Genomic DNA, 14,099 nt, shown 5'->3' on the forward strand with positions numbered 1-14,099 from the left:
TTAGAAACTGCTCTTCTGACTCATCTTGCTCATCGCATCAGCACGGGTGATGAGCCCCTGATTTACCAAGTTTTCCAACCCCTGATCCAGGGTTTGCATGCCGTGAGCCATACCAGTTTGGATGGCGGAATACATCTGCGCCACCTTGTCCTCTCGAATGAGGTTGCGGATCGCCGGGGTGCCGATCATGATCTCATGGGCCGCCACCCGGCCGCCGCCCGCCTTCTTGATCAGGGTCTGGGAGATCACCGCCTGCAGGGATTCCGACAGCATGGTGCGCACCATATCCTTCTCGCCGGCGGGGAACACGTCCACCACACGGTCGATGGTCTTGGCGGCAGAGGTGGTGTGCAGGGTGCCAAACACCAGGTGACCGGTCTCCGCCGCGGTCAGCGCCAGGCGGATGGTTTCCAGATCACGCATCTCCCCCACCAGAATCACATCCGGGTCCTCACGCAGGGCACTGCGCAGGGCTGCAGCAAAGTTGTGAGTATCCCGATGTACCTCACGCTGGTTGATCAGGCAGTTCTTGGGGTCATGAACAAATTCGATCGGGTCTTCGATGGTGAGGATATGATCGTGACGCTGCTCATTGATGTAATCCACCATCGCCGCCAGGGTGGTACTCTTACCGGAGCCGGTGGGGCCGGTCACCAGCACCAGGCCACGGGGATAGGAAGCGATATCCCGGAAGATGTCCGGCACACCGAGCTGCTCCAGGGTCAGCACCGAGCTGGGGATGGTACGGAATACCGCAGCGGCACCACGACTCTGGTTGAAGGCATTAACACGGAAACGGGCCAACCCGGGGATCTCGAAGGAGAAATCGATCTCCAGGTTTTCCTCGTACTCTTTGCGCTGTTTGTCGTTCATGATGTCGTAGATCAGCGCGTGGACCTCTTTGTGGTCCATCGAGGGCAGGTTGATCTTACGAACCTCGCCATCCACTCGAATTAACGGTGGAACCCCTGCGGAGAGGTGCAGATCCGAGGCGTTGTGCTTTACACTAAAGGCGAGTAATTCAGTAATTTCCATATCTAGTTAACGTTCCCGAAGAGTGTATGTCCACCATATCAGAGCGGATCCAGCAAGCCCAGAACCGCATCCAACAGGCCACGGCTGAAGCCAAACGGCCCGAAGGCAGCGTTACCCTGCTGGCGGTCAGCAAAACCAAGCCCGCCGAGATGGTGCGGGAGGCCCACCAGGCAGGACTGAGTCATTTTGGTGAAAACTACCTGCAGGATGCCCTAGATAAGATGGCGCAGCTGGCGGATCTGCCGCTGACCTGGCACTTCATCGGCCCGCTGCAGTCCAACAAGACCCGGCCGGTGGCTGAGCATTTCCACTGGGTCCACAGCGTCGACCGGGACAAGATCGCCCAGCGCCTAAGTGATCAGCGCCCGGCGGGCATGGCACCACTTAATGTCTGCCTGCAGGTCAATATCTCCGCCGAGCAGAGTAAATCCGGGGTCACCCCCGAGCAGTTGCCGGCCCTGGCTGAGTTGGTAGAGCAACTGCCTGGCCTGAACCTGCGTGGACTGATGGCGATCCCCGCCGCCAGCGATGACCCGGCCGAGCAGCGCCAGGCCTTTGCCCGGCTGCGAGCCCTGCAACAACAGCTGCTGGTTAAGCACCCGGGGCTGACCACCCTGTCGATGGGGATGAGCAATGACCTGGAGGCTGCCATCTATGAGGGCAGCACTATGGTGCGGATCGGCACCGCCCTGTTTGGCGCCCGAGATTAATCAATCAATGAACAAAGGAATCAGTGTGAGCAGAACCGTCGCCTTTATCGGCGCAGGCAATATGGCCCGCAGCATCATCAGCGGTCTGGTGGCCAGCGGCTACCCGGCAGCACAGATCATCGCCGCTAACCCAAGCCAGGGTAAGCTGGATGCCCTGGCCTCAGAATTCGGTGTGCAAACCACCAACGACAACCTCGCCGCTTGTGAGCAGGCCGAGGTGATTGTTCTCGGTGTGAAGCCGCAGTTGATGGCCCAGGTCTGTGCCCCTATCGCCGAGCTTGACCTGTCCGGCAAGCTGGCCCTCTCCATCGCCGCCGGGGTCACCTGTGACTCACTGCAATCCTACCTGGGATCCGATGTGGCGCTGGTGCGCACCATGCCCAATACCCCTTCACTACTTGGTCTGGGCCTGACCGGCCTCTATGCGCCGGCAGGGGTATCGCAGGTGGATAGGGACTTTGCCACCGAGCTGATGGCGGCGGTAGGCGAAACCCTGTGGCTGGAGCAGGAAGCGCAGATCGATCAGGTGATCGCCTGTGCCGGCAGCAGCCCGGCTTACTTCTTCCTGTTTATGGAAGCGATGGAGCAGGCCGCCGAGAAGATGGGGGTAACCCAGGCCGATGCCCGATTGATGATCCAGCAGGCTGCCCTTGGCGCCGCCGAGATGGTAAAACATAATCCGCAGCTGTCCCTGGCGGAACTGCGGGCCCAAGTGACCTCCAAGGGCGGAACCACCGCCAAGGCCATCGAGACCTTTGAACAACAAGGGCTGCGCAACAGCGTGGCCGATGCCATGAACGCCGCCGTCGAGCGCGCGCAGCAGATGGCGAAAGAGTTTTAACACGGAAAACGAGACCCACTATGAATGATGCCATGACGTTCCTCGTCACCACCCTGCTTGAACTGTACCTGATGGTGGTGCTGCTACGCCTCTGGCTGCAATATGTTCGTGCCGACTTCTACAACCCCTTCAGCCAGTTCGTGGTGAAGGCGACCCATCCAATCCTGGCCCCCATGCGTCGGGTGGTGCCCTCCATCGGCCGCCTGGACAGCTCAGCACTGCTGCTGGCCTTCCTGGTGGGCTCGCTGATCTGGACTGCCAAGCTGCTGCTGTCCGGTAACGGCTGGAACGTCATCGTCTTTGTGCTGGGTGCGGTCACCGTGCTGAAGAAAGCCGGCGTTCTGCTGTTCTGGATGCTGCTGATCCGCGCCATCCTCAGCTGGGTATCCCAGGGCCACAACCCGGTGGAAGCGGTACTGCATCAGCTGACCGAGCCGATGCTGGCCCCCATCCGTCGCTTCCTGCCGCCCATGGGTGGCCTGGACTTCTCCATGCTGGTGCTGCTGATCGGCATGAACTTCGTCAATATCCTGCTGCACTCCTACCTGCCCTACTGGAGCGTGGTGTGAGTCAAGCGGTCCGGCAGCAGGGGGAGTCCCTGCTGCTGAACCTCTATATCCAGCCCAAGGCCAGCCGGGATGCGCTAGTGGGCGAGCATGGTGACGAGTTCAAGGTGGCGATCACCGCGCCACCGGTGGACGGCAAAGCCAACAGCCACCTGATCAAATACCTGGCCAAGCAGTTCAAGGTGGCCAAAGGGCAGATCACCATCGTCAAGGGCGAACTCGGCCGCCATAAGCAGCTGCGCATCGACCAGCCCAAGGCGATCCCCAGCGCCATCGAGCAGCTGCTCAACCATTAACCCCAAGGAAACCGTTGCCCGAAGGACAAGGTCTATAGTTGTAATTCGGGCAACTGAAATGGAGATCCCCTATGTTCCGTGCCCTCATTACCCTGGTACTTTCCGGCCTGATGCTGCTGGTTCCCGCCAGTGCCGAGCAGAAGATGCAGGTTGGCAAATACGCCATCCATTACGTCTCCTTTGGCAGCACCTTTCTCACCCCGGAGGTGGCCAAGGCCTATGGCATCAGCCGCAGTCGTTATACCGGCCTGGTCAATGTCTCGGTGATCGACACCAGCATCCAGGGAGATACCAGTCACACCGTGGCGGTCTCCATCTCAGGCAATGCCAAGAACCTGCTGGGCAGCAACAAGTCGCTGGACTTCAAAGAGGTTCGCGAGGGCGATGCGATCTACTACATCGCCGAGGTGGGTCACCGCAACGAGGAGACCTACACCTTCGATATCCAGCTGGATAACGGCTCGGATCTCAACACTCGGCTGCAGTTCCAGCAGAAGTTCTACGTCGATTGAGTATCGGCTCGCTCACCCAGGCGGTGGGCGAGCACTCAACTATTGCCCCTATCTGGTATAGAATCGGCGCCCAGATTGCCCGGGGCGCCACTGCGCTCCCACCCAACAGGAGCCTTCATGTCCCAGTCCATCGTTCTGGCCACCGGCAATGCCGGCAAGGTCCGTGAGTTTGCCCAACTGCTGGCAGACTACCCACTAGAGATCCTGCCCCAGTCCCAGTTCAACGTCAGCAGCGTGGCGGAGGACGGCACCACCTTTATCGAGAACGCCATCATCAAGGCCCGCCATGCCGCCCGCATCAGCGGTCTGCCGGCCATCGCCGACGATTCCGGCATCGAGGTGGACGCCCTCAATGGCCGCCCGGGGATCTACTCAGCCCGCTACGCCGGCGAGCAGGCCAGTGCCGAGCAAAACTGGCAGAAGCTGCTGGTGGAGATGCAGGGGCAAGCCCAGCGCAGCGCCCGTTTCCAGTGTGTGCTGGTGTATATGCGCCACGCCGATGACCCGTCGCCGGTGATCGCCCAAGCCAGCTGGGAGGGCAGCATCACCGAGCAGGCCCAGGGGGAACACGGTCATGGCTATGATCCGGTATTCCAGGTAGCCGGCGACAACCGCACCGCCGCCGAGCTCAGTGCCGATGAGAAAAACGCCCTGAGCCACCGCGGCAAGGCGATGACGCTGCTGCTGGACGGCCTCAAGCAGAAAGGGATCCTCTGAGTGTCCCTGCCGCTGTCGCTCTATATCCATATCCCCTGGTGTGAACAGAAGTGCCCCTACTGCGACTTCAACTCCCACGCCCGCAAGGGACCGATCCCGGAGCAGGAGTACATCGCTGCACTGCTGGCAGATCTGGACCAGGATCTGCCACTGGCGGCGGGCCGGACCCTGCGCTCGATCTTTATCGGCGGTGGCACCCCGTCGCTTGTCTCGCCCCAGGGCATCGAGCAGTTGTTGCAAGGGGTAGCCGAGCGCCTGCCGCTGGCACAGGATTGCGAGATCACCATGGAGGCTAACCCCGGCACGCTGGAGGCGGATCGCTTCCGCCCCTATCGTCAGGCCGGGGTCAACCGCCTCTCCGTGGGGGTGCAGAGCTTCCAGCAGGACAAGCTGCAGATCCTCGGCCGTATCCACGGCGCCGAGGAAGCCCGTCGCGCCGCCCGGGAAGCACGCAAGGCCGGTTTCGAGCGCTTTAACCTGGACCTGATGCACACCCTGCCCAACCAGTCGGTGCAGGATGCCCTGTACGACCTGGCCCAGGCGATCGAGCTGGATCCCCCCCACCTGTCCTGGTATCAGCTCACCATCGAGCCCAACACCCAGTTTGCCTCCCGCCCGCCCAAGTTGCCGGACGAGGAGACCCAGTGGGCGATCTTCGAGCAGGGCAAGGCGATGCTGGAAGCGGCAGGCTACCGTCAGTACGAGATCTCCGCCTGGGCCAAACCCGGCTACCAGTGTGAGCACAACCTCAACTACTGGCGCTTTGGCGACTACCTGGGGATAGGCTGCGGCGCTCATGGCAAGCTGACCGGGGCCGATGGACGGTTAGTGCGAACGGTGAAGGTGCGCCACCCCAAGGGCTACCTGGAGGCGGGGCGTAATCCATTAGACCAGCTGACCGAGGTGGCCCGGGAGGACCAGGCGCTGGAGTACTACATGAACCGGCTGCGGCTGATGGAGCCGATGCCACTGACCGAGTTGACCCAACGCACCCAGCTCAGTGCCGATGAGGTGGAGCCCCAGCTGAGTTGGGCGCTGCAGCGGGGGCTGATCGCCCGGGACGAGCAATCACTGCAGTTGACCGAGCAGGGCCACCGCTATCTCAATGAGTTGCTCGGCCAGTTCCTGCCGGACTAACCGCACTGAGCGGGCAGCGGCATCGGCTCGCCGCTGCCCCCCGCCAGGGTGAAGTCCAGTTTCACACTCAAAAGTGCCGGGGTCGCAGTGGGGTTTTCCGGCCCTGCCTGGTAGCGCCAGCCTTTGAGTGCCTCCAGCCCGGCCCGGTCAAACACCTGCTCGGGGTGGGAGCGTACAATGGCGACACGGCGGGGCCTGCCGTCCCGGTCGATGGTGAACTCCATCTCGACGCAGCCCTGGTAGCCGTTACGGGCCGCATTGATCGGGTAGCGTGGCTCCTTGCGAGACTTCAGCTGCCAGAATCACGTGTACTGCTCATTATCCCGCAAGTCCAGGTAGTAGTCCGATTCGGGTAACACCGTTCCAGCTTGCTCCGCTTCGGTGCTGCTACAGCCGCTCAACAGCAACGCTAACCCGGCCAGCATCAGGCCGGTCTTTTGAACCACTCTTCCCTTTTCTATGAGCTTCATGCTCTCTCTCCATCCATTGGAAAAAAAACATGGTGCACTGCTAAGTCGCTGTTTCGCAACCGTCTTGAAATATCCTCACACAGTTCCGGGTTTACTAAGCAAAGCCATCTGTGCAACATTGCCGCAACTTGATATCGATCACTTAAATGCCAAGGAGTGTGCAGTGAAGTCCTTCAGTTCCGCGGTGGCCCTGGCCGTCACCCTCGCCCTGGGTGGCCTGTCCGGCTGCAACAATGAGCCGGTAGCCAGCCAGGTTCAGGCCCAGGCTCAATCCGAGTCAGAAAAAGCCAACGCCCTGTTCGATGCCCTGTTTATGGAAGAGGTGATGGCCTCCCCGATGGCCCAGACCCAGCTGGGTCTGAAGCAGGATCAGGACAAGTGGGACGAGTTTAGCGAGGCCCAGTACCAGCGCGATCTGGAGCGGCGCCAGGGCCAACTGGCCCGGCTACTGGAGATCGACGCCAGCCAGCTGGATAGTGCCACCCGGCTTAGCTTTGATCTGATGAAGCAGGATCTTGAAAACGCCATCGCCGATCACCGCTGGCGCTACCACAGCTACCCGGTCAACCAGATGCGCGGGATCCAGTCCCGTACCGCCGCCTTTTTGATCAATCAGCATGCCATCGAGGATGAGGCCGATGCCCGCGCCTACATCAGCCGGTTGCAGGGAATTGAGAAACGCTTTGACCAGGCGATTGAGCAGCTCAAGGTTCGTGCTGACAAGGGGATTATCGCGCCGAAGTTTGTCTTCGCCTACGCCATCAGTGACAGCAAGAATATCCTCGCCGGTGCCCCCTTCGAGGCGGGCCCGGACAGTACCCTGCTGGCAGACTTCAAGGGCAAGCTGGCCAGCATCGAGATTGATGCCGACACCCGGGCCCAGTTGATTAAGCAGGCGGAAACCGCCCTGAGCAACCAGGTGGCCGCCGGCTACGGCAAGCTGATTAGCTACCTGGGGGAACTGGAGCAGCAAGCCGATGAGCGGGACGGGGTATGGAAGCTGCCGGATGGTGAAGCCTTCTACGCCACCATGCTTGAGCGCACCACCACCACGGATATGACCGCCGAGCAGATCCATCAGCTGGGGCTGGATGAGGTGGCGCGGATCCACGGTGAGATGCGTGCCATCAAGGAGCAGGTGGGCTTTGACGGCGATCTCGATGCCTTCTTTGAGTACCTGCGTACCGACCCCAAGTTCTATTTCGATAACACCGATGAGGGCCGAGCCGCCTACCTGACCCAGGCCACCGATTACATCGACCAGATGCGTGATCGACTGGACGAGGTGTTCGGTATCAAGCCCAAGGCCGATCTGGTGGTCAAGGCAGTAGAGCCGTTCCGGGAGAAATCCGCCGGTAAGGCGTTCTACGAGGTGCCCACCGCCGATGGCAGCCGTCCTGGTACCTATTACGCCAACCTCTACAACATGGCCAATATGCCCAGCTACCAGATGGAGGCGCTGGCATTCCATGAGGGGATCCCGGGACACCATATGCAGCTGGCCACCGCCATCGAGCTGGAGAGCGTGCCCAAGTTCCGCCGCTACGCCATGTACACCGCTTACATCGAGGGCTGGGGGCTCTATTCCGAGTACCTGCCCAAGGAGATGGGCTTCTACCAGGATCCCTACAGCGACTTTGGCCGATTGGCGATGGAGTTGTGGCGGGCCTGCCGCCTGGTGGTGGACACAGGTATCCACCAGAAAGGCTGGAGCCGGGAGCAGGCGATCCAGTACCTGGCGGACAACACCCCCAATCCCCAGGGAGATATCGTTAAGGCGATCGAGCGCTACATCGTGATGCCCTCCCAGGCCACCGCCTACAAGATCGGCATGATCAAGATCCTGCAGATGCGAGCCGATGCCAAGGCAACCATGGGGGAGGCGTTTGACCTGCGTGGCTTCCACGATGTGATCCTGGCCAACGGTGCATTGCCGTTGAACATGCTGGAGCAGCAGGTACAGCAGTGGGCTCAGGGCCAAATCGCGGCAAATTAAGAGATTGGGATGAAGCGCCACTGCGGTGGCGCTGATTGACCGGCTTTACCGATCATCAGACAAAAAAAAGGAGGACCGAGGTCCTCCATTTTTTTTGTTTTTCGCTGGGCATCATTATTGGTTTTAAGCGGCCCATCGCTTAATGGCTCTCCAGCAATCTTATTGTTGCGTAGGGTACGGAGGGCAATTGTCGCTTTTGAAAAGCACCCCGGTAATCCGGGGTCAAAAGACTTTGGGTGGATCCTAACAATCCGGATAAGCGAACAACCAAACGGCTTATCCTGTGACGGAGGCCGTTAAATGTTTCGGGGGGGTCAATCCCGTCACTCAGCTCTATCCGTCAACGAGGGCTATTCTATCCAGACTCTTTAGTGACGCAAGTTGCCAATAAGATCGAAAAAACAATAATTTAACATTTTGCGCCGGTTAGGTTTCTTCGAATTCTAATTCTATTTATTAAAATTCAGTCACTTAGCCAAATTGTGCCGATTTGATGCACAGCATCGTTCTCTCAAGTGAACAATGATTCTTTCACTGGCGACTCAACTTCGCCGTTGAGGGGCTTTTTCCCCACTCAGAATGGGTGGAAAACTGTTCTCGGACGAAATCAACGAAGGCCCGGACCTTGGGCGCCAGGTGCTGGCGACGGGGGTACACCGCCTGCAGCGCCAGGTAGTGGCTCAGATGCCAATCCGGCATCAGCTGCACCAACTCACCGGTCTGCAGCTCGTTCTGTACCAGGTAGCTGGCCAGGTACACCACGCCAAGATCACGCAGGGCGGCGTCTTTCAGTGCCGGAGCATCGTCCACCCGGTAGTTACCCTGGACCCGGATCTCCACGCTCTCGCCACCGCGCTCGAACTCCCAGACTGAGTGTTCGTACCATTCGCTTTTGTATACCAGGCAGTTGTGATCGGCCAGCTCATCAGGTTGGTAGGGCACCCCATGGCGGGCCAAGTAGCCCGGCGAGGCCAGCAGCATAAAGTCGCAATTCATTACCGGCCTGGCCACCATCCCCAGGGGCAACTGCTCAGACATAGTCAGCAGCAGATCCAGCCCCTCTGCCACCACGTCGACCTTGTGATCCAGAAAGCTGACCTCCAGTTCCAGATCAGGGTGCTGGGCCATGAACTGGGGGATAAGCGGCATCAGGTGCATGGAGCCAAATGCCTGGGTGATACCAACACGAAGCACCCCGCGGATCTCCCGCTGCAGGCTCTGAACGCTGGCCACTGCCTGGTCGAGATCCTTCAACAACTTCTCACCGTGGCTGTAGAGCAGCTCGCCACTCTCGGTCAGGCTGAGTGAGCGAGTTGTGCGCTGCACCAGTTGCACCCCAAGGCGATGCTCCAGTTGGCTAACCTGGCTGCTCACCTTGGATTTGGAGATCCCCAGCTTTCGAGCAGCGGCGGAAAACCCCTGTGCTCGCACCACATGAGTGAAAATCGTGATTGGTTCCAGTAACTCACGCATATCTTGCTCCCATTTGACCCGGCGCTATTGTCCCCCATTTGCAGGAAAAAAAAAGCGGCGAAGTAGGCTTCGCCGCTTTGAAAACCACAATTAGCGCTTAGCGCAGCCAGGCCAGGTCCGGATCGCCACTGACGATCAGATCATAGGCGTTAATCTCGGGAATGATTCGCTGAAGCTGTTGCTCCTGTTCATCCAGTGCCATCCAGCGCTCGCACATCCCCTGGGCTTGCTGCTCAATCTGCTCGGCATGGCTGCCTACCTGCTGCTCGATACGCTCCCCCATCGCCTCCATGGAGCGGCCGAAAGACTCCATCTTGGCCTCGAAGCTCTCTCCCTCACCGTTAGCGATGGCACTGCCCAGCATCATCAGCATGGAGCCCACCGATTGGCTCACCACCTGTTCAATCTCGTCCTCGATCGCCTTGTCCAGCTCCTCATCCATGCTGTTGAGGCTGCTCTGCGACAGGGTGTATCCGCCCTTGCCGTCCTGCATCTCGCCATGGACTCGCTGCTGCACCTTCTGCATCAGGCCGTTGCTGTCCGGCTGCTCAACACCCCACTGGGATAGTTCAGCAAAAACCTCTTCCAGCGCCATCGCCGCCAGGGCCAGGCCCTCATCCACCAGGGCTACCAGCTCTTCACTGCTCTCCATCAGCTCCTGCTGGAACCGCTCCAGCGCCTGGCGCTGCTCCTCGCTCAGGTGGATCGGCTTCTGCTCGACATAGAGCTGGCCCTGGTCAAAGCGGTAGAGCTGACGTTCGCCGTCACTGACACTGAAGGTTTGCTGATTGACGTGCAGATCGTGGTTGAGATTGAGATCGCACTGTTCGCCATTGATGGCGAAGTCACTGGCATGGGCGCTGCAAAGCAGACCCAGGGAGAGAAGGGGAAGCAACAGCTTGTTCATGGCTCGTCCTTTTTATCAAACGCCTCTATTAGCATAACCAAGAGAAAGCAAAGGGTGTGCCACGGATCTATATCTTTATTTATCAATACCTTGAATGTTAGCGCGCTGGAACGATTGGCGAGTTTTGCCAGTCGGTGGGCATTCTTGCCACCGACTGGCTGAGGGTACGGCCAGTGTCGGCGGGACTCAGAAGATCGAACGGCCCAGACGTTTGGAGACCTGCTCCAGCATCGCAATGCCCGCCAGGGAGTTGCCGCTGCTGTCCAGCTCCGGTGACCAGACGCAGACGCTCATCTCGCCGGGGATCACCGCAATGATGCCGCCACCGACACCGCTTTTACCGGGCATACCGACGCGGTAGGCAAACTCGCCGGAACCATCGTACAGACCGCTGGTGGCCAGCAACGCATTTACTTGCCGGTTCTGCTTCTCCGACAACACATTGCGATGATCCAGGCTGGCCCCCTTGTTACAGAGAAAGAAGAAGGCGCGGGCCAGATCGGCACAACTCATGCGGATGGCACAGTGACTGAAGTAGGTATGCAGCACCTGCTCCACCTCATTGTCAAAGTTGCCAAAGGACTTCATCAGGTAGGCGATGGCGGCGTTGCGGGCACTGTGCTGGTACTCCGACATCGCCACGGTGCGATCGGAAATAATGTGCTCATTGCCGGACAGATTGCGCACCATCTCCAGCATTCGCTGGCGCGGGGCACTGAGCCGGGTCTGTAGCATATCGGTGATCACAAGGGCGCCGGCATTGATAAAGGGATTGCGCGGAACCCCCTTTTCAAACTCCAGCTGCACCAGGGAGTTAAACGGGTTGCCCGAGGGCTCCTTGCCCACCCGCTGCCATAGCTCCCGCTCCTCGTACAGCCCCATCGTTTGGACCAGGGCAAACACCTTGGAGATGCTCTGGATGGAGAAAGGCTCCTGGTAATCACCGGCACCGATCACCCCATCCCGGGCGGTACAGACAGCGATGCCCAGCTTTTGGCTGGGCACCTTGGCCAGTTCCGGGATGTAGTCGGCAACCTTGCCGCCTCCCAGCAGGGGGGCGGCATCCGCCACCACCTCCTGCAACAGGGACGGGCTGGGCATCAGCCCCACCAGATATCGTACAGCTCGGTAACCTTAAGATCGGTCACCGGCTGCTTGGCGAAGAAGGCCTCCACCGCCTGGCGATGCTTATCGGTGCACTTGCCGATGGCCTGGGTGCAGATCAGCCCTTCCCACGCCTTGTGGCCGCTGCCGGAAAAGCCCAGCTTGTTGGGCTCGATCACCTCATCGATGAACTGGTCGACGATGGCGTCGATCTGCTCCTCGGACACCTCAGGGGTAAAGGTCCAGAACAGGTCAAAGCCCAGCTCCTGGAACTCGCCGGTACGCAGCTTCTTGCGCAGGCGGGTATTGCGTTTGGCGTCGGTCTTGATGGCCATTGATGGTTTCCTTAGCTTTCGCGTTTGTAGATCAGATCCCAGACGCCGTGGCCCAGGCGGTGACCGCGGGCCTCAAACTTGGTCAAGGGACGGAAATCGGGACGTGGGACAAAATCGCCTTCGCTGGCGGTGTTCACAAAGCCCGGTGCCTCGTTCATCTCAGCCACCATATGCTCGGCATAGTGCTCCCAATCGGTGGCCATATGAAACAGACCACCCAGCTTGAGTTTGTTGCGGATCTCGGCGACAAACTCCTCTTTAACGATACGGCGCTTGTGGTGACGCTTCTTATGCCAGGGATCGGGGAAGTAGAGCTGCACCCGGTCCAGCGACTGATCAGCGATGCAGTCCGCCAGTACCTCAACGGCATCGTGTTCGAACACCCGCAGGTTGGTGACACCCAGCTCCTCGGCATACAGCAGGCAGGCACCAACGCCCGGGCCGTGCACCTCGATGCCGACGAAGTTCTTGTCCGGCTCCGCTGCCGCCATCTCCACCAGGGATTTGCCCATGCCAAAGCCGATCTCCAGCACCACCGGGGCACTGCGGCCAAAGGCCTGGTCCAGGTCAACCGCGCCATCTTCATGCTTCAGGCCCATGGTGGGGAAGTACTCCTCCATGGCCCGGGCCTGGCCCTTGGTCATCCGCCCTTCCCGCTTTACGTAAGAACGGATTTTACGCATCCGCTTATCCCCTTCCGGGGCCTCGGACTTGTGCTCTTCTGTCATCAGATCTTCTCGCTTGGTGCGGCGGACGCTACACTGGCGCCCACAAAAACGCGTGATTGTATTTTAGGTTGCCCGCCGATGGAAGCGAACCCCACCGCCTTTGCCACCCAGATCCTTAACTGGTATCAGCAGTATGGCCGCAAGAGCCTGCCTTGGCAGCAAAACCGCACCCCCTACCGGGTGTGGCTGTCTGAGGTGATGCTGCAACAGACCCAGGTGGCGACGGTGATCCCCTACTTCGAGCGCTTTACTGAGCGCTTCCCCACCCTGGTGGATCTGGCCAATGCCGAGGATGATGAGGTGATGCACCTGTGGACCGGGCTGGGCTATTACGCCCGTGCCCGTAATCTGCTCAAGGCCGCCCGGGTGGTTAGGGACCAGTACGACGGCCAGTTCCCCACCGAGATCGACCAGGTCGTGGCGCTGCCGGGGATCGGCCGCTCCACCGCAGGAGCGATCCTCAGCCTGTCGCTGGATCAGCACCACCCCATCCTTGATGGCAACGTCAAACGGGTACTGGCCCGGCACCAGGCGATCGACGGCTGGCCCGGCGTCAAAGCGGTGGAGAACCGGCTGTGGCAGTTAGCGGAGCGTCATACCCCGGCTGACGGGGTGCAGCAGTACAACCAGGCGATGATGGATATGGGGGCGATGATCTGCACCCGCAGTAAACCACGCTGCACAGAGTGTCCGGTAGGTTCTGACTGCGTCGCCCAGCAGCAGGGCAACCCCCAGGACTTCCCCGGTAAGAAACCCAAGAAAGAGAAGCCGGTAAAGGCCTGCTTTTTGTTGCTGCTGCGCCACCGCGGTCAGCTCTACCTGGAGAAGCGCCCCGGAGCCGGGATCTGGGGTGGCCTATGGTGCCCGCCGCAACTCGACAGCAAGGCAGAGCTGGACAGCGCCCTGGCTCCACTTAAGGCCAGCAAGGCACCGCAGATGCTGACCCCCTTTCGCCACACCTTCAGCCACTACCACCTGGATATCCAGCCGGTGCTGGTGGAGCTGGAACAGGCAACCACTGGCGTCGGCGAGCATGCCGGCGCCTGGTATCCGCTGGAGAAAAAGCCGGAGGTTGGGCTGGCAGCACCCACCGAAAAACTGATCCTTAGCCTGCAAAATATTGACTGAGCACAAGCGCAATGAATAACGATCAACAGCTGCGCAATTGCCCCTGGTTGGTACGCTGTGCCAAGACGGGGCACTAGTTCATATGATTGCGCTAACAGCTAATTGGAATTAGCGAACTAGTAGCGCCAAATTGAGCCAACAAAG

Annotated in this window: 17 protein-coding genes; 9 read left to right on the forward strand and 8 right to left on the reverse strand. The window is 59.8% G+C overall.

All coding sequences use genetic code 11. The features are described from left to right. Positions 1 to 1,035 (reverse strand): type IV pilus twitching motility protein PilT, encoded by a 1,035-nt coding sequence (locus BUC04_RS17295; protein ID WP_067660850.1) that lies wholly within the window; start codon positions 1,033 to 1,035, stop codon positions 1 to 3. Between the two features lie 26 nt (positions 1,036 to 1,061). Here BUC04_RS17295 and BUC04_RS17300 point away from each other — a divergent pair, with 26 nt between their 5' ends. The 7 genes from BUC04_RS17300 (at position 1,062) to hemW (ending at position 5,814) form a co-directional block, all read left to right on the forward strand. Then, positions 1,062 to 1,745, forward strand: coding sequence for a YggS family pyridoxal phosphate-dependent enzyme (locus BUC04_RS17300; protein WP_067660847.1), 684 nt, complete (start codon positions 1,062 to 1,064; stop codon positions 1,743 to 1,745). A gap of 25 nt (positions 1,746 to 1,770) precedes the next feature. Continuing rightward, positions 1,771 to 2,586, forward strand: a complete 816-nt coding sequence (gene proC / locus BUC04_RS17305) for a pyrroline-5-carboxylate reductase (protein ID WP_268762543.1) — start codon at positions 1,771 to 1,773, stop codon at positions 2,584 to 2,586. A gap of 32 nt (positions 2,587 to 2,618) precedes the next feature. Next, a complete protein-coding gene (locus BUC04_RS17310) occupies positions 2,619 to 3,155 on the forward strand; it encodes a YggT family protein (RefSeq protein WP_373277956.1) in 537 nt (178 codons plus the stop codon). Next, positions 3,152 to 3,448 carry a DUF167 family protein YggU gene (gene yggU / locus BUC04_RS17315; protein ID WP_067660838.1) on the forward strand — a complete coding sequence of 99 codons (297 nt, stop codon included), beginning with the start codon at positions 3,152 to 3,154 and terminating at the stop codon, positions 3,446 to 3,448. The genes BUC04_RS17310 and yggU overlap by 4 nt, the downstream gene beginning before the upstream one ends. Before the next feature lie 71 nt (positions 3,449 to 3,519). After that, on the forward strand, positions 3,520 to 3,960 hold the full coding sequence (locus tag BUC04_RS17320; RefSeq protein ID WP_067660835.1) for a DUF4426 domain-containing protein: 441 nt from the start codon (positions 3,520 to 3,522) through the stop codon (positions 3,958 to 3,960). Between the two features lie 117 nt (positions 3,961 to 4,077). Beyond that, complete coding sequence (gene rdgB, locus BUC04_RS17325) at positions 4,078 to 4,677, forward strand: RdgB/HAM1 family non-canonical purine NTP pyrophosphatase (protein ID WP_067660833.1); 600 nt, start codon at positions 4,078 to 4,080, stop codon at positions 4,675 to 4,677. Further along, a complete protein-coding gene (gene hemW / locus BUC04_RS17330; protein ID WP_067660831.1) occupies positions 4,678 to 5,814 on the forward strand; it encodes a radical SAM family heme chaperone HemW in 1,137 nt (378 codons plus the stop codon). Here the strand turns inward: hemW and BUC04_RS17335 are convergent. Together BUC04_RS17335 and BUC04_RS24010 are read right to left on the reverse strand one after the other, a co-directional pair. Beyond that, positions 5,811 to 6,107: an energy transducer TonB gene (locus tag BUC04_RS17335; protein ID WP_082766690.1), complete on the reverse strand. Its 297-nt coding sequence runs from the start codon at positions 6,105 to 6,107 to the stop codon at positions 5,811 to 5,813. The genes hemW and BUC04_RS17335 overlap by 4 nt on opposite strands. A gap of 9 nt (positions 6,108 to 6,116) precedes the next feature. After that, complete coding sequence (locus tag BUC04_RS24010; RefSeq protein ID WP_156480003.1) at positions 6,117 to 6,284, reverse strand: hypothetical protein; 168 nt, start codon at positions 6,282 to 6,284, stop codon at positions 6,117 to 6,119. A gap of 208 nt (positions 6,285 to 6,492) precedes the next feature. On the opposite strand from BUC04_RS24010, the gene BUC04_RS17340 reads away from it, so the two are divergent. Beyond that, positions 6,493 to 8,280 carry a DUF885 domain-containing protein gene (locus BUC04_RS17340; RefSeq protein WP_234977457.1) on the forward strand — a complete coding sequence of 596 codons (1,788 nt, stop codon included), beginning with the start codon at positions 6,493 to 6,495 and terminating at the stop codon, positions 8,278 to 8,280. A 531-nt stretch (positions 8,281 to 8,811) separates the two neighbouring features. On the opposite strand, the gene BUC04_RS17345 is transcribed toward BUC04_RS17340, so the two are convergent. From BUC04_RS17345 to trmB, 5 genes are all read right to left on the reverse strand, one after another. Further along, the gene (locus BUC04_RS17345; protein WP_067660825.1) at positions 8,812 to 9,753 is read right to left on the reverse strand and encodes a LysR family transcriptional regulator; all 942 of its coding nucleotides are present in this window, start codon (positions 9,751 to 9,753) and stop codon (positions 8,812 to 8,814) included. A gap of 97 nt (positions 9,754 to 9,850) precedes the next feature. Then, positions 9,851 to 10,660, reverse strand: a complete 810-nt coding sequence (locus BUC04_RS17350; protein WP_067660823.1) for a DUF2884 family protein — start codon at positions 10,658 to 10,660, stop codon at positions 9,851 to 9,853. 186 nt (positions 10,661 to 10,846) lie between these two features. Next, positions 10,847 to 11,761: a glutaminase B gene (gene glsB / locus BUC04_RS17355; protein WP_067660820.1), complete on the reverse strand. Its 915-nt coding sequence runs from the start codon at positions 11,759 to 11,761 to the stop codon at positions 10,847 to 10,849. Then, the gene (locus BUC04_RS17360) at positions 11,761 to 12,099 is read right to left on the reverse strand and encodes a YggL family protein (protein ID WP_067660817.1); all 339 of its coding nucleotides are present in this window, start codon (positions 12,097 to 12,099) and stop codon (positions 11,761 to 11,763) included. The genes glsB and BUC04_RS17360 overlap by 1 nt, the downstream gene beginning before the upstream one ends. 11 nt (positions 12,100 to 12,110) lie before the next feature. Then, on the reverse strand, positions 12,111 to 12,827 hold the full coding sequence (gene trmB / locus BUC04_RS17365; protein ID WP_067660814.1) for a tRNA (guanosine(46)-N7)-methyltransferase TrmB: 717 nt from the start codon (positions 12,825 to 12,827) through the stop codon (positions 12,111 to 12,113). A gap of 78 nt (positions 12,828 to 12,905) precedes the next feature. Here trmB and mutY point away from each other — a divergent pair, with 78 nt between their 5' ends. Beyond that, on the forward strand, positions 12,906 to 13,955 hold the full coding sequence (gene mutY / locus BUC04_RS17370; protein ID WP_067660811.1) for an A/G-specific adenine glycosylase: 1,050 nt from the start codon (positions 12,906 to 12,908) through the stop codon (positions 13,953 to 13,955). Positions 13,956 to 14,099 lie beyond the last annotated feature (144 nt).

It is taken from the genome of Ferrimonas marina (genome assembly GCF_900129905.1).
Classification (GTDB): Bacteria; Pseudomonadota; Gammaproteobacteria; order Enterobacterales; family Shewanellaceae; genus Ferrimonas; species Ferrimonas marina.